The following is a 21,231-nucleotide window of genomic DNA, read 5'->3' as shown; positions in this document are numbered from 1 at the left end:
TGGGAGCCAGCCTGCTGGCGATGACGGCATCAGCCGCAAGGAAAATCTAAAACCGAGACCCAGGCCCAGAAAGAAACGTCAACTCCTGCGCCGTAGACTCCCGCCCCAACACCGCATTGCGATGCGGAAACCGCCCAAACCGCGCAATCACTTTCTGATGCCGCTCGGCATAATCCAGGTTATCGGCAAACACCGCCCGATCAGCCTCAGGCTGCTGCGCCACCAGCTCGATAAACCGCGAAACCGCTTCGTTCTGCACCGCCAGATTCTCGCAATGCTCAAACACCAGGTAGATGAACACCCGCTGGATCGGCCGCAACTGCCGATCAAAATCCGCAGCAATGCCTTGCGCCACCAGTGCCTGAGCCCTGAGATCGCCTGAAAAGGATTTGGGAGTGTCGCGAAAGATCATGCGCGGGAGTTGATCGAGCAGCAGCACCAGGGCCAGCCAACCTTCGGGGCGTTGCGCCCACTCGGTCAATCCGCCGGCCAGTGCCTGCTCGACCCAGTCCCCGAAACGCGTGCGCGCTTCGAGGTCCTGGCTATCGCGCTTGCCAAACCATAACTTGCCCTTGTCAGCCGCTATTTCGTTGGGGGGTTCGAGCGTTCCGAACCACCATTCGAGCAACGGCTGCCAGGGCGCGGTCATGGTTTATTCCTTGTGGTAAGCCGTGACGCGTTCGACTTCTTCTTTCGAGCCGAGGAACACCGCTACGCGCTGGTGCAGGCCGTCAGGCTTGATGTCGAGGATGCGCTGATGGCCATCGGTGGAAGCGCCGCCAGCCTGTTCAACCAGGAACGACATCGGATTGGCTTCGTACATCAGACGCAGCTTGCCCGGCTTGGACGGCTCGCGGCTGTCGCGTGGGTACATGAACAAGCCACCACGGGTCAGGATGCGGTGCACGTCCGCGACCATCGCGGCGACCCAGCGCATGTTGTAGTTCTTTTTCAGCGGGCCTTCTTCGCCAGCCAGCAATTCGCCGACGTAGCGTTGTACCGGAGCTTCCCAGTGACGCTGATTGGACGAGTTGATCGCGAATTCCTGAGTGGAAGTCGGGATCTGGATGTCTTCATGGGTCAGCACGAAGCTGCCCATTTCACGGTCCAGGGTAAAGCCTTTCACGCCATCACCCAGGGTCAGCACCAGCATGGTCTGCGGGCCGTAGATGGCATAACCGGCGGCTACCTGCTCGGTGCCTGGCTGCAGGAAGGCCTTTTCGTTCAAGGCTTCGTTCTGGCTCAGGTATTCGCTCGGGCAACGCAGCACCGAGAAGATAGTACCGACCGGTGCGTTGATATCGATGTTCGACGAGCCGTCCAGTGGGTCGAATACCAGCAAGTACGCGCCTTTCGGGTATTTGCCCGGGATCTGGTAGGCATTGTCCATTTCTTCGGACGCCATGCCGGCCAGGTGACCGCCCCATTCGTTGGCTTCGAGCAGGATCTCGTTGGAGATCACGTCGAGCTTCTTCTGCACTTCGCCTTGGACGTTTTCGGTGCCCATGCTGCCCAGAACACCACCGAGGGCGCCTTTGGACACGGCGTGGCTGATTTCCTTGCAGGCGCGCGCCACCACTTCGATCAGGAAACGCAGATCGGCAGGGGTGTTGTTGCTACGGGTCTGCTCAATCAAATAGCGACTCAGGGTAACGCGGGACATGGAAGGCTCCGGTGGAATGGGGGGGCTAAAAACCCGCGCAGTTTAACGCGAGTCGGGGCGCATTTCCTCCTATCAGACGTGTTACACCCAATAGAGTTCATGCGCCCGGTTGAGCGTAGTTCGAAACCGCCCGGATGAGCACCGGGCGTTGCTGCCAGTTTCAAGGCTTGAGCGGCGGCTTACGCAACAGACTGAACGCCATCGCGGCCAGAAACAAAACGCTGAGCAGCAACACCGCCCACAACCCGAACTTCTTCCAGTTTGTGTCCGTCGGCGCAGCCGTTGTCACGGTCGACGCTGGCGTGGCCACCGCCCCGCCGTCCACCGTAGCCTTGCCCAATGTCGCCAACTTTGCAGCGCTGTAATCCGGAATCAACGTCGACAGCGGCAGGCTTGCCGCCTTCACCGTGGGACTCCCCAGCGCGAGCGTATAAGGCCCCGCCCCGCGCGCCAGGAATACCAGTTGAATGGAGCGCACGGCGAATCGCACAGTCGGTGCCTCGGCACCCAGACCGCCGCCGCGCTCGTCCACCGCCAGCTTCAACTGCTGAACGGTTTGCCCCGAGAGCTGCAATTCGTTCTGCACCACGTCCTGGCCACTTTGGGTCAGGCGATAGAGCAAACCGCTGCTCAGCGGCTGCCACGGCAAGCTGCTTTCCCGACGACCGGACAAGGTTACGGGCGCCAAACTGTTGGGCTGACTCAACTCGACCTGCAAGCGCTCGACATGCAGCCCCATGGGTAATTGCCAGGTGTATTCACCGGCCTTTACGCTGCTGCCGGCCAGCGGTTGCGACCAGACAAGCGGTAGCGGCAGGCTGCGGGTCTTGGCGCTTTGCAGTTGTGCCGAAGTCAACGTCGGGGCCGATTGCGGCGTGTTCCACAGCAATCGCAGATAACGGGCTGACTGCCCCGGCAGAGCGACTTCATGTTGCTCAACCCGCTCGTCGGCAAACGTCAGGCGCGCCACCTGCCCTTCGCCCCATGACTGCCAATGCTGCAGGTCGTCGCTGGCCTCGATGGTGAAACGCTGGAAGCCGTCGCGTTCGCTCGTCCAGTCGAGAATTAACTGCTGCAACGGTGCTTTGATGCTGCTGGCGTCGAGCAACCAACCGCGCAGCATTTCTTCGCCCGCCTCCAGCTGACTGGACGGCTGCACTTCGACCAGCGTGCCATTGGCGCTCGATTGCACCCGCACGCTCGGTGCGTGCTCAGTGGAATCCGCCGAGTTGTACAGCGGGAACCATTTCACGTCGGTCAGGGTGCGGTTGTCGCTGGTCTGCGCCGGCGCGCGCGCCAAGGAATACGCCTGAGCCTCACCGGCGGCATTGAACACGCGTACATCGCTGAGATCGGTTTGCCGCGCATTCAATTGCACGTTCAACGGCAATTCGAGGCGATACCACGGACCTTCGCCGCTGACCGACAACGGCACCTGCGTGGCGAAGTCCGCCAGTTTTTCCTGAGCACTGGCCGACAGCGCCACACCCAACGCAACAGCGCCCAACCAGACACGGTTCAGCTTCTGACTCAAGACGACACTCCTTCGGTTTGCGGGGCCGGTTTTTCAGCCTCCGGCACAGCATCAAAGCGCTTGGGCGGCAACGGGGCGAAATAGCCCACCACCAACAGCAACACGCCAACGCCGATAAACGACACGATCCGGGCGAGTCCGCCGCGGTTACTCAATTCGACAAAGAACAGCTTGGCCACCACCACGCCAATCAGCGCGGCACCGATCAGCCAGACTTCTCGGCGATGACGCAGATGGCCGCCGATCATCAGACTCAGGGCCATCAAGGTCCAGACGATGGACAGACCGGCCTGCACCAGCATGGATTCGAGCAACGCCTCCAGCTCGAACGGCACACCGCCCCAATGATGGGCAGTACGCATCACCAGGGCCGTGAAGAACACAAACAGCGAGGCGCCAGCGATCAGTTGCGTGGCGTGATCAAAGTAGTCCTTGCGAATCGCCAGTTGCGTCACGGCGCTGCGGGACCACACGTAGACGCCGAACAGCGCAAACAGCAGACCCAACTCCAGCGGGTTGATCAGTGGCACGTAAGGCAACGGTTCGGCGATGCCGTCGCTGACGACGTTAGCCAGCCAGAACCAGCCGAGCATCAGCAACGCCAGCGGTGCCGCCGCATACACACGGTAATCGCGCGAATAAGCCGACACCGGCCATGGCCAGGCACGGGGTGCCGCCATCAGCACCAGATACAGGCTCGGCAGAATCGCCCAACCCAACCAGCGCCAGGCGTTGTACTGCTCGGACAACAGCAACAGGCCGTAACGCAGCTCCAGGGCCAGCACACCGATCAACAGCCAGCAACCGAGCACATGGGCCGTGCTCAGGGCGCGCGCCGGCAACATCGGCGCCAAACGCCGCAGGGAGATGAAATGCACAACGAACACGGCCGCCCACACCAGCCAACCGACGTTGGCCGCCGGGTGATAACGCGAGTGCCACGCAGCCAGCAACACCAAACCGGCAGCAGGCATCAGCAAGGTACAGAGCAAGCCCAGCGACGACCATTTCAGGCGCAGCGCCAATACCGTCCACAGCGCCACGCTCAGCGCCGCGACCGCCAGCAACAACGTCGCTTGCAGATTCAACGGTGCGAAGCGCAGTACTTCACTCACCCACGCCAGCGCCCACCAACCTGCGCCCCATACCAGCAGCACTTCGGACAAACGCTGCAAGCTCAACACATCGAAGGCCGAGGCATGGTTGCCGAGCTGCAAACGCCAAGCCCCAACCATCGCAGCCAAACCCAACACCAGCGGCGTCCAGAAACCGCTATGAGCCAGAGGCTTCAATCCTTCGCTCGCAAGCAGTCCGAGTAAATCAGGCCCGGCCATCAGGAACGCCGCGCCGCCGATGACCTGCAACAGCAAACCGAAGACAAAACTCACGCGCTGCTTCAGGTACAGACTCAGCCAGATAATGAACAGACCGCTGGCCGCCCATACGGCACTCGCCGTTTGCCAAGGCAGGACGAACAGCACCGCCAGATTGATCAACACCAGACCGGCCAGCAGCACTACCGACAAGCCGCGCAGCAAGCGCACGTCGCTACGGACCATCTCATCGCGCGCCGCCAGCAACATGCCAGCGATCAGCGCCAGGCCGATCAACGACGCGCTCAGCAGACCGCTCCAACCTGCACTGAACACGGCGCCGGACTCACCGCTCGCCCCTTGCAGCCGCAGCAGGAACAACGCACCACCGAGCAACTGCACGGCGAATGCGGTGAACAGAAAGGTGCGCGATTGCAGACGCAAACCAACGAACAACGTCGCCAACCCCGCCAGCGCCCAACTGATCGCCGTGCCGTGAGTGAAGAAGAACAACGGCGCCAGCAGATAGAGGAAGGTCAGACCGAGGCAGGCCAACACGGGCAGACCTTTTCGCTCCCATTCCGACGCCTGTTCAGGCAAGGCTTTGCGCAACTGGTAGAAGCTGAACAACAACGCCACGCCAAGCATCAACGCACCGAGCGGCGCACCGTCGAGCAGGCTGCTTTCACCGATCCGCAGCTCACTGATAAACGCCAGCGCCGAGCCCAGTTGCAGCAGCAAGGCAAAGGCTCGGGCCAGCGGTCGTTGCTGACGCAGGCCCAGCCAGAAGATGCCGGCGCCTTCGACGGCCCATGCAGCAGCGGTCCAGCGTGCATCGAGCCCCAACGGAATCGCCAGGCTGGCGAAGATCACCCCCAGCGCCAGGCAGGTTTCCGCCAGCAGCAACGCTCGTCCGCCCATCAGCCGCCGCGCCAGGCCCATGTAAATCATGCCCAATGCCAACGCGCTGAAGGCTGCGGCGAACTCCAAGTGCTGGACCAACGCGAACTGCAAACCGAAGCCCACCAATGGAGGACCGAACAGCATCGTGCCGTCGACGTAATCGCCCTTGCGCGCCGACCAGTGCAGCAGCGCTTCACGACTGTCGTCCTCGGGTGCGTCGCTCATTTGCAGCAACTTGCGCCGCGCGAACAACAGACCGATGGCCAGGTACATCAGGAAAAACACAATCAGAAACGGCTCGGTGCTCCACAACAGTTCCGGGGTATAGGAGCGCAAGCCCCAGGCGAAACCGATGCCGAAGGTGCCGACGAAACCGATCAGGTTAAGCAGCCGCCAAGCCTTGAACCAGGCGATGGCGAGGATGCCGGCGTTGAGCAAGGCGAAGTAGCTGAACAGCGCGACATGGTTGCCGGCGCCGGTGGAGGTCAGGATCGGCGCGGCAAAACCGCCCAACGCTGCAGCGGCAGCCAGGCCCAAGGCATCCTGGGTGATGGCGAGGATCGCCGAGAACACCGTCACCGCGACCAGCAGGCCTAACGCCGCCGTGGGATCAAGCAGCGGATGCAGGCGCATCGCGGCAAACACGGTCAGGTACAACACCGCGATCCCGGTGCCTTGCAGCATCAACGCGTAATTGCTGTTGCGTGTTCTAAGCCACCAACCCAGCCCCAGAAGACCCAATGCCGACGCCGCAACACCGGCGTAACGCAACTCGATCGGCACCACCATGCCTTCAGTGGCGTAACGCAGCAGGAAGGCCAAGCCGAGAAACAACAGCACCACACCGACCCGCAGCACCGTGTTGCCGCCGAACAGCCAGTTGCGGGCGCCACTGATGGCGCGGTCGATGAAGTTCGGGCCACGCGGGATGGCGGGTTGTTGCGGCTCGCGGGCGACCGGTTCGGGTTTCCAGGCATCGACGGGCACTGGACGGCTGCTTTCGGCGGCGGCCGCGGTAATCGGTTCCAGTTCGGGAGGGAGTTCCCAGATCAGCGCCGGGGCTTCGACAGGGATTTCGTCGAGAGTGAATTCAGGAGACGGCGCGGGTTCGTGGGTTTCCGGCGTCTTGACACCTGACACTTCCAGCAATGACAGCCGTTGCTGCACCGCATTCAGCGCGATCTGAGCCTGATCAAGTAGCTTACGTTGTTCGTCAGCCTGTGAACCCAAGCGGCCAATGCGAATGGCCTGGGCAATGCCCAACCCGAGCAGCGCGCCCAGCAGCGCATCGCTGAACGACTCGTCGAGTATCCAGCCCAGCACCAGCCCAATCAGCATGAACATCCATTGCATTGTCGATATCCCTAAGCGCAGTGGCCAATCCGGCAAACTGACGCTCAGTATATCGGCCAGGCCCAACAACCGTCGGGCCTTGCTCGCAATTATTGCTAAAAGTTACTCCAAAGCTTTCCAGATATCCGTGGCGTACTCGCGAATGGTCCGGTCGGAGGAGAACCAGCCCATCCGGGAAGTGCTCAACACCGCCGAACGCCACCATGCTTGAGAATCGTGCCAATGGGCTTCAACCCGCATCTGCGCGTCCCAGTAAGAGTCGAAATCGGCGCAGACCAGGAAGCGATCGTAGTCGATCAGCGAATCGATCAATCCTGCGTAACGGGACGGATCATCCGGCGAGAACACTCCGCCGCGTATCGCTTGCAACACGTCATTAAGCCGATGGGATGCGGCGATATCCGGCGTCGCATTGAACTCATGGTTCTGCTTGCGCGCTTCAACCTGCTGAGCGCTGAGGCCGAAGATGAACATGTGTTCAACGCCGATGCGTTCAGACATTTCGACGTTGGCCCCGTCCATGGTGCCGATGGTCAGCGCGCCGTTGAGGCCAAACTTCATGTTGCTGGTGCCCGAGGCTTCGAAGCCTGCGGTGGAAATCTGCTCCGACAAATCCGCTGCCGGGATGATGCTTTCCGCCAGACTGACGTTGTAGTTGGGCAAGAACACCACTTTGAGCAAACCGCGCACGGTCGGGTCGTTGTTCACCACCCGGGCAATGTCGTTGGTCAGTTTGATGATCAGCTTGGCCTGGTGATAACTGGCCGCCGCCTTGCCGGCGAAGATCTTCACCCGCGGCACCCAATCGATTTCCGGCTCGGCGCGAATCGCCTGATACAGCGCAACGGTGTGCAACAGGTTGAGCAACTGACGCTTGTATTCGTGGATCCGTTTGACTTGTACGTCGAACATCGCTGCCGGGTTGACCGCGACCCCCAGGCGTTCGTGAATGATGTACGCCAGGGCTTTTTTGCTGTGCAGGCGCTGCTCGGCGAACGCCTTGCGGAACGCGGCTTTCTCGGCGAACGGTTCCAGCTCGAGCAAACGCTCTTCAGCGTTGTCCAGCAGATCCGGACCGAGGGCGTCGACCATCATCGAGGTCAGCTCCGGGTTGGCCTGGTAAAGCCAGCGGCGGAAGGTGATGCCGTTGGTCTTGTTGTTGATCCGGTCCGGGTAGAGTTTGTGCAGTTCGGAGAACACCGTTTTGCGCATCAGCTGCGTGTGCAGGCCGGACACGCCGTTGACGCTGTGGGAGCCAAGGAACGCGAGGTTGCCCATGCGCACGCGGCGACCGTTGTCTTCCTCGATCAACGACACCGCGCGCAGCACCTCGAAGTCATGGATACCCTTGGCCCGCAGCGAATCGATGTGCTGGGCGTTGATCAAGTAAATGATCTGCATGTGCCGCGGCAACATCCGCTCCATCAAACCGACCGGCCAGGTTTCCAGCGCTTCCGGCAGCAGCGTGTGGTTGGTGTAGGACAGCGTGTCGACGGTGACTTGCCACGCCGCATCCCACGCGACGTCGTAAACGTCGACCAGCTGACGCATCAGCTCGGCGACGGCAATCGAAGGGTGGGTGTCGTTGAGCTGGATCGCGGCATGATCGCCCAGGGTCAGGACCGAGGTGTGCATGTTGCGATGGCGGCGCAGCAAGTCCTGCAAGGACGCGGCGACGAAGAAATACTCCTGACGCAGGCGCAGTTCCTGGCCGGCTTCGGTGCTGTCCGCCGGGTAGAGCACCCGGGAAATACTTTCCGCCCGGGCGACTTCTGCTACTGCGCCCAAGTGGTCGCCGGCGTTGAAGCGTTCCAGGTGCAAATCTTCCATCGCCCGGGCACGCCACAAGCGCAGCGTGTTGACGCTCGCCCCGCGCCAGCCGACCACCGGTGTGTCGTACGCAATCGCGCGAACGGTTTCCGCTGGCGTCCAGACTTGCTTGGACTTGCCCGCTTCGTCGGTAACGGTTTCGACGCTGCCGCCAAAGCCGATCGGGTAAACGACCTCTGGTCGTTCGAACTCCCAAGGGTTACCGAAATCCAGCCAGTGTTCGGTCTGTTCCTGCTGCCAGCCATCGACGATGGCCTGGCGGAACAAGCCGTGTTCATAACGAATGCCGTAACCGTGGCCGGCAATGCCGAGGGTCGACATGCTTTCCATGAAGCACGCGGCCAGACGACCAAGGCCGCCGTTGCCCAGCGCCGCATCAGGTTCCAGCAAGCGGATGCGTTCAAGGTCGACGCCAAGCTCAGTCAGGGCTTCGCGGGCGACGTCCAGCAGGCCAAGGTTACTCAGGCTGTCGTAGAGCAGACGGCCGATCAGAAATTCGAGGGAGAGGTAATAAACCCGCTTTTGACCTTTGCGGTAGATCTGCCGGGTGTGATCCATCCAGTGCTCGACCATGTGGTCGCGCGCCGCCAGGGCAATGGCTTCGAACCAGTCGTGGTCGAAGGCGTGATCCGGGTCTTTGCCCACCGCGTAGGTGAGTTTGGTCAAGACGGCGTCGCGGAATGCGGCCACCTCTGCTTCGCGAACAAGTGGTTCTTGAGTCATCGATAGGACCTCGAGCGAGCTTGGAATTGTCTGAGCCTAGACGGTCTGACAGGCCGTTGGAACTCTGGTTCGGCAGTTTTTCCTGATAGTGCGAGTTAGATCGACATTACCTTGTCGCGCACCGGAAAGAATGCAGGTGCCGTGCCGGGTTACAGGTGTTATTGGGCGGAATACGAAAAAATCTGGCGAAAGGTTGTTCAAAAATCCACCAGTCCCGGTATGATCGCGCGCCCTGATGCACGCTGGTAACAACCGATGATGAAGTCCAACCTGATCGCCGCCGCGGAGATCGATCGCCTCGATACCTGGGCCAAGTACTCCGCCCCGATGTGTGGTTCGTGCGTTTCCAGCTGCTGCACCCTGCCGGTCGAGGTCAAGATCAAGGATCTGATCCGTATCGGCATCGTCGATGAATTCGAGCGCGGCGAGCCGGCGAAGAACATCGCCAAGCGTTTGCAGAAGGAAGGGATCGTCGAGCGTTACAACCAGAAGTCCGAGATCTTCACCCTTCAGCGCATGAGCAACAACGATTGCCTGTACCTGGATCGTAAGAGCCGTCTGTGCACTATTTATGAAAAGCGCCCGGATACTTGCCGCAACCACCCGAAAATCGGGCCGCGGCCGGGGTACTGCGCTTACAAACCTAAAGAAGTGGCGCGTGAGACCAGCGAGAGCCGTCGGACACTTGAGAAGTTCTGATCGTCTCTGAGTTCAGCGGCAGGCTCTAGAATCACCCCTCACCCCAGCCCTCCCGAAACGTCGGACCGCCCCAGAGGGGAGAGGGGGAAAGGGAGCCGATCGGGGGGCTTTTCAAATCCTGAGTTCGACTCGATATTTCAGGTCGATGTATCTCGAAAGAACAACTCGGTCAGTCCCCTCTACCCTCCGGGGAGAGGGTTAGGGTGAGGGGTCGATCCCAAGTCATCCCAAGATTCTGAAAACTCCACCATCAGATTCCACTCCCCCAGACAAACAAAAACGCCCCCGACCTTGCGGTCGGGGGCGTTTTTTTAGCTGCTAACTAAGTCGAAACTCAGTTACCGGCTTTCTTGGCAGCGCGGGTACGCTCGCTTTCGCCCAGGATCTTCTTACGAAGACGGATGGACTTAGGAGTGACTTCGCACAGTTCGTCTTCTTGCACGAACTCAAGAGCTTGTTCCAGGGTGAAACGGATAGGCGGAACCAGAGCGATGGTTTCGTCTTTACCCGAGGCACGCATGTTGTCGAGCTTCTTGCCTTTGGTTGGGTTAACGCCCAGGTCGTTGTCGCGGCTGTTGATGCCGACGATTTGACCTTCGTACACGTCTTCACCGTGACCCAGGAACAGTTTGCCGCGAGCTTGCAGGGTTTCCAGCGAGTAAGTCAGAGCCTTACCGGTAGCCACCGAAACCAGCACGCCGTTCTGACGGCCGGACATGTCGCCGGACTTCATCACGTCGTAACGGTCGAAGATCGAGGTCAGGATGCCTGCACCGGAGGTCAGGGTCAGGAACTCGTTACGGAAACCGATCAAGCCACGAGCCGGGATGTTGTACTCAAGACGCACACGGCCCTTGCCATCCGGAACCATGTTGGTCAGGTCGCCTTTACGGATACCGATCTGCTCCATGATCGAACCTTGCGATTCTTCTGGCAGGTCGATGGTCACGTTTTCATACGGTTCGTGCTTGACGCCATCAACCATGCGGATGATCACTTCCGGACGACCAACACCCATTTCGAAGCCTTCGCGACGCATGGTTTCGATCAGTACCGAGAGGTGCAGCTCACCACGGCCGGAGACTTTGAACTTGTCGGCGGTGTCGCCTTCTTCAACGCGCAGGGCAACGTTGTAGAGCAGTTCTTTGTCCAGACGCTCTTTGATGTTACGGCTGGTGACGAACTTGCCTTCACGACCGCAGAACGGCGAGTCGTTAACCTGGAAGGTCATGGAAACGGTTGGTTCGTCAACGGTCAGCGGCTTCATCGCTTCGACGTTCAGTGGGTCGCACAGAGTGTCGGAGATGAACAGCTGGTCGAAGCCGCTGATGCAGACGATGTCGCCGGCAGCTGCTTCGTCAACGTCGATACGGTGCAGACCGTGGTGACCCATCAGCTTCAGGATACGACCGTTACGGCGCTTGCCGTCGGCGTCGATAGCCACAACTTGAGTGTTCGGCTTGACGCGACCACGGGCGATACGGCCAACGCCGATAACACCCAGGAAGCTGTTGTAGTCCAGTGCCGAGATTTGCATCTGGAACGGACCGTCACGGTCAACTTTTGGAGCCGGTACGTGGTCAATGATCGCCTGGTACAGCGGGGTCATGTCTTCAGCCATGTCGGTGTGTTCCAGACCGGCAATGCCGTTCAGGGCCGAGGCGTAGACGACTTTGAAGTCCAGCTGTTCTTCGGTAGCACCCAGGTTGTCGAACAGGTCGAAGATCTGGTCCAGAACCCAGTCCGGACGCGCGCCTGGACGGTCAACCTTGTTGATGACCACGATTGGACGCAGGCCGGCTTCGAAAGCCTTCTTGGTCACGAAACGGGTTTGCGGCATAGGGCCGTCTTGAGCGTCAACCAGCAGCAGAACGGAGTCAACCATCGACATTACGCGTTCAACTTCGCCGCCGAAGTCGGCGTGGCCCGGGGTGTCCACGATGTTGATGTGGTGGCCGTTCCAGTTGATGGCGGTGTTTTTCGCCAGAATGGTAATACCGCGCTCTTTCTCCTGGTCGTTGGAGTCCATCACGCGCTCGTCGTTGAGCTCGTTGCGCTCCAGGGTGCCGGATTGACGCAAGAGTTTGTCTACCAGGGTGGTTTTACCATGGTCAACGTGAGCAATGATGGCGATGTTGCGTAGATTTTCGATCACTTGTGTATCTCGATCAGAGGATTCGGTGTGCTGACAAGTCTTGGCAGCGATTAACAGTAGAGTCCGGCAAAGCCGTTACAGCTTGACGGCGGCGTCGGGGGGCCGGTGACGCAGGCCACAGGCAAACAGCCCCGGGCACTTAGCTCGGTCGATAAACGCGCACATTGGCATGCCCCTCACTGAGCAAATGGTGGGCATGCAGGCGACTCATCACGCCTTTGTCGCAATACAGCAGGTACTGGCGAGTAGGGTCCAGTTCCTTGAAACGAGCGTTCAATGCATAAAACGGCATCGCTTGTACCTCAATGCCAACGAGGCCCAGCGGGTCGTCTTCAGCGGCATCCGGATGACGGATGTCGATGACGATCTGACCAGCCAGCGCCTCGCTGACTTCTTCGATCTGCAAGTCCTGGCCCAATTCGTCGATCACACGATCGATCGGCACCAGTTTGGCGTTCTCGAGCGCACGCTCAAGTACTGCCATGTCGAACTGTTGTTCTTCGTACTCCACGCGTGGACGCTTGGCGTGGGTCTTGGGGTTCACCGAGATGACCCCGCAGTATTCCGGCATGTGCTTGGCGAAGTCGGCAGTACCGATTTCGTTGGCTAGGTCGATGATATCCTGCTTGTGACTGGCGATCAGCGGACGCAAGACCAGCTTGTCGGTCACGCAGTCGATCACGGACAGGTTCGGCAGCGTCTGGCTCGACACCTGGGAAATCGCCTCGCCGGTAACCAGCGCATCGATGTCCAGCCGATCGGCAATACGGGAAGCAGCGCGCAACATCATACGCTTCAAAACAACACCCATATGACTGTTATCGACTTTCCCGAGAATTTCTCCCAGTACTTCCTCGAACGGCACACTCACAAATAACACGCGTTGGGAGCTGCCGTACTTCTTCCAGATGAAGTGCGCGACTTCCATAACGCCCAGTTCATGGGCTCGTCCGCCCAGATTGAAGAAGCAGAAATGGCTCATCAGCCCGCGGCGCATGATCTGGTAAGCGGCGACGGTGGAATCGAAGCCGCCAGACATCAGTACAAGTGTCTGTTCCAGGGCACCCAGCGGATAACCGCCGATGCTGTTGTGCTGGCTGTGGATCACGAACAACCGTTTGTCGCGAATTTCGAGGCGAACTTCGATTTCCGGCTCTTTCAGCGAGATTCCGGCGGCGCCGCACTGACGACGCAGTTGGCTGCCGACGTATTTCTCGACGTCCATCGAACTGAATTCATGCTTGCCGGCACGCTTGCAGCGCACCGAAAAGATCTTCCCGGCCAACGCCTCACCGAAGTGCTGCTTGCACTTGGCGACGATGTCGTCGAAGTCGCCCAGCGGGTATTCGTCGACTTGCAGGAAATGCGCGATGCCCGGCATGCAGCTCAGGCGCTCGGTCATCTCCTTCAGGGCTTTGGGCTCGCTGACACGGGTTTCCAGCTCGAGATTGTCCCACACACCGTTCACCACCACAGCCGGGTCCAGATCGCGGAGCACGGTACGGATATTTTTGGCCAACTGGCGGATGAAACGCATCCGTACCGGGCGGCTCTTGATGGTGATCTCGGGGAAGACTTTTACGATTAGTTTCATGAAAACAGCGCGCGCTGGGCCAGCCGAAAAAGGGGGGCGCGGATTATAGCGGAAATTGCTCAAGGTTTAACCAGTTAATGTGCAGAAGGTTTTGCGCGCACCAAAACAGGTCATTTGTTGAATTTGACGCTACATTAGGGGGCGCTATTTCCAGCATTGCTCCGCTTTGTACCTTTATAAGCGTGAAATTGGGGCAAAAAACCCATGCTGGGGCACTGGCATGCAATTTGCTCCCTTGTGAGGCAGGTTGCCTTGGCAGAGTATTCGCGCCGGCATCACCCACATTCTAAGGGCATCCACTACTTAAGCCCGAAGCCACCCGGAGGACACTATGTCGAAGTCGGTTCAACTCATCAAAGATCATGACGTCAAGTGGATTGATCTGCGCTTCACGGACACCAAAGGCACTCAGCACCACGTGACCATGCCGGCTCGCGACGCGCTGGATGAAGCTTTCTTCGAAGAAGGCAAAATGTTCGACGGTTCCTCCATTGCTGGCTGGAAAGGCATCGAAGCTTCCGACATGATCCTGCTGCCGGACGACAGCACTGCCGTTCTCGACCCGTTCACCGAAGACCCAACGCTGATCATCGTTTGCGACGTCATCGAGCCTTCGACCATGCAAGGCTACGATCGCGACCCACGTGCGATCGCCAAGCGTGCCGAGGAATACCTGAAGTCGACCGGTATCGGCGACACCGTATTCGTTGGCCCGGAGCCAGAGTTCTTCATCTTCGACCAGGTGAAGTTCAAGTCCGACATCTCCGGCTCGATGTTCAAAATCTTCTCCGAACAAGGTTCGTGGATGTCCGACCAGGACATCGAAGGCGGCAACCACGGCCACCGTCCAGGTATCAAAGGCGGTTACTTCCCGGTTCCACCGTTTGACCACGACCACGAAATCCGTACCTCCATGTGCAACGCCATGGAAGAAATGGGCCTGGTCATCGAAGTTCACCACCACGAAGTGGCGACTGCCGGCCAGAACGAAATCGGTGTGAAGTTCAACACCCTGGTAGCCAAGGCTGACGAAGTTCAAACCCTGAAGTACTGCGTGCACAACGTAGCTGTGGCTTACGGCCGCACCGCGACCTTCATGCCTAAGCCTCTGTACGGCGACAACGGTTCGGGTATGCACGTTCACCTGTCCATCGCCAAAGATGGCAAGAACACCTTCGCTGGCGAAGGCTATGCCGGCCTGTCCGATACCGCTCTGTACTTCATCGGCGGCATCATCAAGCACGGTAAGGCCCTGAACGGCTTCACCAACCCGTCGACCAACTCCTACAAGCGTCTGGTCCCAGGTTTCGAAGCTCCAGTGATGCTGGCCTACTCGGCTCGTAACCGTTCCGCTTCGATCCGTATTCCTTACGTGTCCAGCCCTCGCGCTCGCCGTATCGAAGCTCGCTTCCCGGATCCGGCAGCCAACCCGTACCTGGCCTTCGCTGCCCTGGTAATGGCCGGCCTGGACGGTATCCAGAACAAGATCCACCCTGGTGATGCTGCTGACAAAAACCTGTATGACCTGCCGCCTGAAGAGGCGAAAGAGATCCCACAAGTTTGCGGCAGCCTGAAAGAAGCCCTGGACGAGCTGGACAAAGGTCGTGCGTTCCTGACCAAAGGCGGCGTTTTCAGCGACGACTTCATCGACGCTTACATCGCCCTGAAAAGCGAAGAAGAAATCAAAGTACGCACCTTCGTACACCCACTGGAATACGAGCTGTACTACAGCTGCTGATCCGGTAGCGCCTGCGCAAGCGGCGTGACAAAAAAGAGGCCTCCTTCGGGAGGCCTTTTTTATGCCCGGGATTTAGAGACCAACACAGAACCCTGTGGGAGTGAGCCTGCTCGCGATGGCATTTTTTCATTCAACATTGATGTTGACTGTTCCACCGCTATCGCGAGCAGGCTCACTCCCACAGGGGGTTTTCGGTGTTTGGGAGATCGATGTAAATCATGCCCAGATGTTTATGAATTGGGTCAACTGCCACCCCTGACCTATGCTGCAACCCAACGCCTTCGTTTCTGGTCGATTTTATGGGTCGTGGTTTTCTATTCATCCTGCTGCTGATCGCCTTGCCCGCCGCCGCGCAGATCTATAAGTACACCGACGCCGACGGCAACACCGCCTACAGCAATCAACCGCCCGATGGCGTGAAGGCTCAGCCGGTCGAATTGCCACCGCTGAACAGGGTTGAGCCCCAAGCCCCTTCTGCGCCACCTGTCGAAGCCACCCGCCGCGAACAGCCGCGCAGCGCTTACGAGATGCTGGAGCTGACCCACTTACCCACTACCGAAGCGCTGCGTGCCAACAACGGCACTTTCACCGTCAATGTGCTGATCAAACCCCGCCTGCAAGGCCCTCATCTGTTCAGGCTGTTGCTGGACGATCAACCTTACGGCCAGCCGAGCAACGTGCCAATCCTGCAACTGGTCAATATTGATCGCGGCACACACAGCCTCGCGGTGCAGGTGATCGACGGGGAAAACATCGTTCAACAAAGTCCCACCGTGACGTTCACCGTACAACGGGTGCATAAGCCGTGAGGCTGTGGCTGCTGATCACCTGCTTGATAGCCCTGCCGGTGACGGCCGAGGTGTTCACCTACATTGACGCTCAGGGCAATCGGGTCTACACCGACCAGCCGGGCTCCGGCAATGCCAAGCGCGTGCCGCTGGCGCCGAGTAACCGCATGTCCGCCAACCCAACCGGTGCTGCGCCGATGACAGCCCCGAAGAAAACCGAAGCCAAAGCGCTTTTCCACTACGACATGCTGAGAGTACTGGTGCCGGAGCCAGATGCCACGGTGCGCAGCAGTGCTGGCGAGATTATCGTCAGCGTTACCAGCGAACCCGGCCTGCAGCGAGGCCATCGCTACCAACTGCTGCTCGACGGCCAACCCACAGCAGCGCCCGGCCTGAGCCCGGTGTTCGCCCTGAGCAACATCGATCGCGGCAGCCATAACCTCTCCGTGGAAATCCTCGACGAGCAGGGCCGCACGGTCGAGCGCACAGCCAACCAGCCGTTCCACATGCTGCGCATCTCCCTCGCGCAGAAGCGTCAGGTCAAACCCTGCACCCTCCCCGATTACGGTCAACGGCCGGAATGTCCGCTCAAAGACAAACCCGTAGAAGAAATAAATCCCTTCCTGCGCTTCTTCTAACGCCGTTCAGCTTTGCGCACTATATTGGTGCAATTGGTTGCACCGTACTCACATCCCAACCCATTTTGGTTCGAAAGTACCCGTCAAAGCTGGCAGAACGCCACGCAAACGAGCGTCAAACGCCCGTTTCAGGCCTTTAACGCTTCTTTTCGGAGCCTTGGTTTGGTTTTTGCATTTTCCTTGTATCAGCGCGTTATTCACGCGCATGCCCTGCTCCAAAAGAGGTCCTGATGACCATTAGCGACGCACTGCATCGATTGCTACTCGACAACCTGACCACCGCCACCATTCTGCTCGACGCCGAACTGCGCCTCGAGTACATGAACCCGGCAGCGGAGATGCTCCTGGCCATCAGCGGTCAGCGTAGCCATGGGCAGTTCATCAGCGAGTTGTTCACCGAATCCACCGAAGCGCTGAACTCCCTGCGCCAGGCGGTCGAGCAGGCCCACCCGTTCACCAAGCGCGAAGCGATGCTCACCGCCCTCACCGGCCAGACCCTGACCGTTGACTACGCGGTAACACCGATCCTCAGCAACGGCGACACGATGCTGCTGCTGGAAGTCCACCCCCGTGACCGCTTGCTGCGGATCACCAAGGAAGAAGCGCAGCTGTCCAAACAGGAAACCAGCAAGATGCTGGTGCGCGGCCTCGCTCACGAAATCAAGAACCCGCTGGGCGGGATTCGCGGCGCCGCACAACTGCTGGCCCGTGAGCTGCCGGAAGAAAGCCTGCGGGACTACACCAACGTCATCATCGAAGAAGCCGACCGCCTGAGAAACCTCGTGGACCGGATGCTCGGCTCCAACAAGCTGCCATCCCTGGCCATGTGCAATATCCACGAAGTGCTGGAGCGGGTTTCCCATCTGGTCGAGGCCGAAAGCCAGGGCTGCATCACCTTGGTGCGCGACTACGACCCAAGCATTCCCGACGTGTTGATCGACCGCGAACAGATGATTCAGGCCGTGCTGAACATTGTGCGTAATGCGATGCAGGCCATCAGCAGCCAGAACGAGCTTCGCCTTGGCCGGATCAGTTTGCGCACCCGCGCCATGCGCCAGTTCACCATCGGCCACGTGCGCCATCGCCTGGTGACCAAGATCGAAATCATCGACAACGGCCCGGGTATTCCCGCGGAGTTGCAGGAAACCATCTTCTTTCCCATGGTCAGCGGCCGCCCGGACGGTACCGGGCTGGGCCTGGCCATTACCCAGAACATCATCAGCCAGCACCAGGGCCTGATCGAATGTGACAGCCATCCAGGCCACACCACCTTCTCGATCTTTCTGCCACTGGAACAAGGAGCCACATCGACATGAGCCGTAGTGAAACCGTGTGGATCGTCGATGACGACCGTTCTATCCGTTGGGTCCTGGAAAAAGCCTTGCAGCAAGAAGGCATGACCACGCAAAGCTTCGACAGCGCCGATGGCGTGATGAGCCGCCTGGCGCGCCAGCAGCCGGACGTGATCATCTCCGACATCCGCATGCCGGGCGCCAGTGGCCTGGACCTTCTGGCGCGGATTCGCGAACAACACCCACGGCTGCCGGTCATCATCATGACCGCTCACTCCGATCTGGACAGCGCTGTCGCGTCCTATCAGGGCGGCGCGTTTGAATACCTGCCAAAACCGTTCGACGTTGACGAAGCGGTGTCGCTGGTCAAGCGCGCCAACCAGCACGCTCAGGAACAACAAGGCCTGGAAGTCCCGGTCGCCTTGACCCGCACCCCGGAAATCATCGGTGAAGCGCCGGCGATGCAGGAAGTGTTTCGCGCCATCGGGCGTTTGAGCCACTCCAACATCACCGTGCTGATCAACGGCGAATCCGGTACCGGTAAAGAGTTGGTGGCACACGCGCTGCACCGTCACAGTCCGCGTGCGGCTTCGCCGTTCATTGCGCTGAACATGGCGGCGATCCCGAAAGACCTGATGGAATCCGAGCTGTTCGGCCATGAGAAAGGTGCGTTCACCGGCGCGGCCAACCTGCGTCGCGGGCGTTTTGAACAGGCTGACGGCGGCACGCTGTTCCTTGATGAGATCGGCGACATGCCGGCAGACACCCAGACTCGTTTGCTGCGGGTGTTGGCGGACGGCGAGTTCTACCGCGTCGGCGGCCATGTGCCGGTGAAGGTCGATGTGCGAATCATCGCCGCGACTCACCAGAACCTGGAAACCCTGGTGCACGCCGGGAAATTCCGTGAGGACTTGTTCCACCGCCTCAATGTGATCCGCATCCACATTCCACGGCTGTCGGACCGTCGTGAAGACATCCCGACCCTGGCCAAGCACTTCCTCAGCCGCGCCGCGCAAGAACTGGCGGTGGAGCCGAAGCTGCTGAAAAGCGAAACCGAGGAATACCTGAAGAACCTGCCGTGGGGCGGCAACGTGCGTCAGCTGGAGAACACCTGCCGCTGGATCACGGTGATGGCTTCGGGTCGCGAAGTGCATATCAGCGACCTGCCGCCGGAGCTGCTGAACCTGCCGCAGGATTCGGCACCGGTGACCAACTGGGAGCAAGCGCTGCGCCAGTGGGCCGATCAGGCGTTGGCTCGTGGTCAGTCGAGCCTGCTTGACAGCGCGGTACCGGCGTTCGAGCGGATCATGATCGAAACCGCCCTCAAACACACCGCCGGCCGCCGCCGCGATGCCGCCGTTTTGCTGGGCTGGGGGCGTAATACCCTGACTCGCAAGATCAAGGAATTGGGGATGAAGGTTGATGGTGGGGATGATGATGAGGGGGATGAGGGTTAATCGTCAGCCTTGAGAACCACCCCTCACCCCAACCCTCTCCCCACAGGGGAGAGGGGAAAGGGAGCCGATCTCCATGCTTTTCAAGACCTGAGTTCGACTCGGGCTATCAGGTCGATGTAACTCGAAAGAACTACTCGGTCAGTCCCCTCTCCCTCAGGGAGAGGGTTAGGGTGAGGGGTCGATTCAGGATCAGTCCCGTTTCCAGGATGCACCGCAAACCCCTTCGTGCACCGCCGCAAGGCATCGTGAACCGCAATCGCGCACGCAAACCGCTTCAAAACCCCGCCCGAGTTCACAATTGAACCCCTATCGAAAAAACACGAAAGCCCCAAATCACGGGGCTTTCAGCGCTTCAAATCGATTATCTGTTTCAACTTGTTAAAACCTGGCACGCCCCCTGCAATAGTCCATTCAGTGATTCGATTCACTACCCGGTTTCGGGGACCTTGGTACAGGCAGGCCGGGGATTCCCCTCTTTACACCGGGCTCACACCGCACAAGCGATGAGCCCAAGCAGTTTTGGGGCCCTTGATACAGGCAGGTCAGGGGTTCCTTCTTTACACCGGGCTCGACGCCATGCGCGAGCCCTGCCGTTTTGGGGACCTTGGTACAGGCAGGCCGGGGATTCCCTCTTTTATTGCTCTCGGAGATGGATCTCCAGCCGCCAGCGGTCATCGACCTCGCTACCGGCCCACTCGCCCTGCAGTGGCCGCGCCGCCACTACCGTCAGCAACAAGCCCCCATCACTCAAACGCACCCGCCAGTTCACGTTCTTGTCGCTGAGCTTGAGCTGACCTTTCTGCGTCTTGCCCTCAGCCTCGAACAGCAGCGCGAGGCTACCGTCGACGAACTCGCCGTGGGTCTTGGGTTCGTTGTTGAACCACACCACCAGCCCATCGCTCGTGACCTCGACCTGCTGCAATTCGCTGGGGTCGGGAGTGGTCAGGCGACCGATCATCAGCCCCACCATCACCCCGACAATCGCCAGCGAAGCCATCACTCGCGGGAATAGTTTCGAACGGTTGTCCACGGGCGGCGTAGAATGCCGCTCATCTTTACCTTCGGAGCCGTGCATGTTTCACGTCATCCTTTTCCAACCAGAAATTCCGCCGAATACCGGCAACGTTATCAGGCTGTGCGCCAACAGTGGCTGCCACCTGCATTTGATCGAACCGCTGGGCTTCGAGATGGACGACAAGCGTCTGCGCCGGGCCGGCCTCGATTACCACGAGTATGCCACCCTGCAACGCCACGCAGACCTCGCCAGCTGCCTGGAAAGCCTCGGGCATCCTCGGTTGTTCGCCTTCACCACCAAGGGCTCGCGGCCGTTCCACGATGCCAGCTTCGCCGAGGGCGATGCGTTCCTGTTCGGCCCGGAAAGCCGTGGTTTGCCGGCAGAAGTACTCGATGCCCTGCCCGGCGAACAGCGCCTGCGCCTGCCGATGCGTGAAGGCTGCCGCAGTCTGAACCTGTCGAACACCGTGGCGGTCGCCGTGTACGAAGGCTGGCGCCAGCTCGGCTTCAAATAACGCTACATAAAAAATGTGGGAG

General features: G+C 59.7%; 15 protein-coding genes. 7 read left to right on the top strand and 8 right to left on the bottom strand.

Going from position 1 to position 21,231, the window contains the following annotated elements:
* Positions 1–46: 46 nt before the first annotated feature.
* The 5 genes from ACA056_RS01600 to ACA056_RS01580 form a co-directional block, all read right to left on the bottom strand.
* Positions 47–649 (bottom strand): DUF924 family protein, encoded by a 603-nt coding sequence (locus tag ACA056_RS01600; RefSeq protein ID WP_497270005.1) that lies wholly within the window; start codon positions 647–649, stop codon positions 47–49.
* A gap of 3 nt (positions 650–652) precedes the next feature.
* Positions 653–1,663, bottom strand: coding sequence for a class 1 fructose-bisphosphatase (locus ACA056_RS01595; RefSeq protein ID WP_497270003.1), 1,011 nt, complete (start codon positions 1,661–1,663; stop codon positions 653–655).
* Positions 1,664–1,823: 160 nt separating this feature from the next.
* Positions 1,824–3,197: a DUF3999 domain-containing protein gene (locus ACA056_RS01590; RefSeq protein WP_497270001.1), complete on the bottom strand. Its 1,374-nt coding sequence runs from the start codon at positions 3,195–3,197 to the stop codon at positions 1,824–1,826.
* Positions 3,194–6,766: a DUF2339 domain-containing protein gene (locus ACA056_RS01585; protein ID WP_497269999.1), complete on the bottom strand. Its 3,573-nt coding sequence runs from the start codon at positions 6,764–6,766 to the stop codon at positions 3,194–3,196. Before ACA056_RS01585 ends, ACA056_RS01590 begins: the two co-directional genes overlap by 4 nt.
* Before the next feature lie 102 nt (positions 6,767–6,868).
* Positions 6,869–9,319 (bottom strand): glycogen/starch/alpha-glucan phosphorylase, encoded by a 2,451-nt coding sequence (locus tag ACA056_RS01580; protein WP_497269997.1) that lies wholly within the window; start codon positions 9,317–9,319, stop codon positions 6,869–6,871.
* A gap of 258 nt (positions 9,320–9,577) precedes the next feature.
* Here ACA056_RS01580 and ACA056_RS01575 point away from each other — a divergent pair, with 258 nt between their 5' ends.
* Entirely contained in the window at positions 9,578–10,018 is a 441-nt protein-coding gene (locus tag ACA056_RS01575) for a YkgJ family cysteine cluster protein (protein ID WP_102136469.1), read from the top strand.
* Between the two features lie 334 nt (positions 10,019–10,352).
* Here ACA056_RS01575 and typA read toward each other — a convergent pair whose 3' ends face one another.
* Together typA and thiI are read right to left on the bottom strand one after the other, a co-directional pair.
* Positions 10,353–12,173: a translational GTPase TypA gene (gene typA / locus ACA056_RS01570; RefSeq protein WP_033055293.1), complete on the bottom strand. Its 1,821-nt coding sequence runs from the start codon at positions 12,171–12,173 to the stop codon at positions 10,353–10,355.
* A 139-nt stretch (positions 12,174–12,312) separates the two neighbouring features.
* Positions 12,313–13,767 carry a tRNA uracil 4-sulfurtransferase ThiI gene (gene thiI / locus ACA056_RS01565; RefSeq protein ID WP_497269995.1) on the bottom strand — a complete coding sequence of 485 codons (1,455 nt, stop codon included), beginning with the start codon at positions 13,765–13,767 and terminating at the stop codon, positions 12,313–12,315.
* Between the two features lie 331 nt (positions 13,768–14,098).
* Between thiI and glnA the strand changes: the two genes are divergently transcribed.
* The 5 genes from glnA (at position 14,099) to ntrC (ending at position 19,680) form a co-directional block, all read left to right on the top strand.
* Positions 14,099–15,505 carry a glutamate--ammonia ligase gene (gene glnA / locus ACA056_RS01560; RefSeq protein ID WP_497269993.1) on the top strand — a complete coding sequence of 469 codons (1,407 nt, stop codon included), beginning with the start codon at positions 14,099–14,101 and terminating at the stop codon, positions 15,503–15,505.
* Between the two features lie 299 nt (positions 15,506–15,804).
* Complete coding sequence (locus ACA056_RS01555) at positions 15,805–16,314, top strand: DUF4124 domain-containing protein (RefSeq protein WP_497269991.1); 510 nt, start codon at positions 15,805–15,807, stop codon at positions 16,312–16,314.
* On the top strand, positions 16,311–16,931 hold the full coding sequence (locus tag ACA056_RS01550; RefSeq protein WP_497269989.1) for a DUF4124 domain-containing protein: 621 nt from the start codon (positions 16,311–16,313) through the stop codon (positions 16,929–16,931). The genes ACA056_RS01555 and ACA056_RS01550 overlap by 4 nt, the downstream gene beginning before the upstream one ends.
* A 230-nt stretch (positions 16,932–17,161) precedes the next feature.
* Positions 17,162–18,247, top strand: coding sequence for a nitrogen regulation protein NR(II) (gene glnL, locus ACA056_RS01545; RefSeq protein WP_133837830.1), 1,086 nt, complete (start codon positions 17,162–17,164; stop codon positions 18,245–18,247).
* Positions 18,244–19,680, top strand: coding sequence for a nitrogen regulation protein NR(I) (gene ntrC, locus ACA056_RS01540; RefSeq protein WP_008149434.1), 1,437 nt, complete (start codon positions 18,244–18,246; stop codon positions 19,678–19,680). Before glnL ends, ntrC begins: the two co-directional genes overlap by 4 nt.
* 634 nt (positions 19,681–20,314) lie before the next feature.
* Here ntrC and ACA056_RS01535 read toward each other — a convergent pair.
* Complete coding sequence (locus ACA056_RS01535) at positions 20,315–20,755, bottom strand: hypothetical protein (protein WP_497269986.1); 441 nt, start codon at positions 20,753–20,755, stop codon at positions 20,315–20,317.
* Between ACA056_RS01535 and ACA056_RS01530 the strand changes: the two genes are divergently transcribed.
* Positions 20,754–21,209, top strand: coding sequence for a tRNA (cytidine(34)-2'-O)-methyltransferase (locus tag ACA056_RS01530; protein ID WP_007949025.1), 456 nt, complete (start codon positions 20,754–20,756; stop codon positions 21,207–21,209). The genes ACA056_RS01535 and ACA056_RS01530 overlap by 2 nt on opposite strands.
* The last annotated feature ends 22 nt before the right edge of the window (positions 21,210–21,231 follow it).

The organism is Pseudomonas sp. LBUM1666, from assembly GCF_059695775.1.
This window is presented reverse-complemented; position numbering and strand designations above follow the sequence as displayed.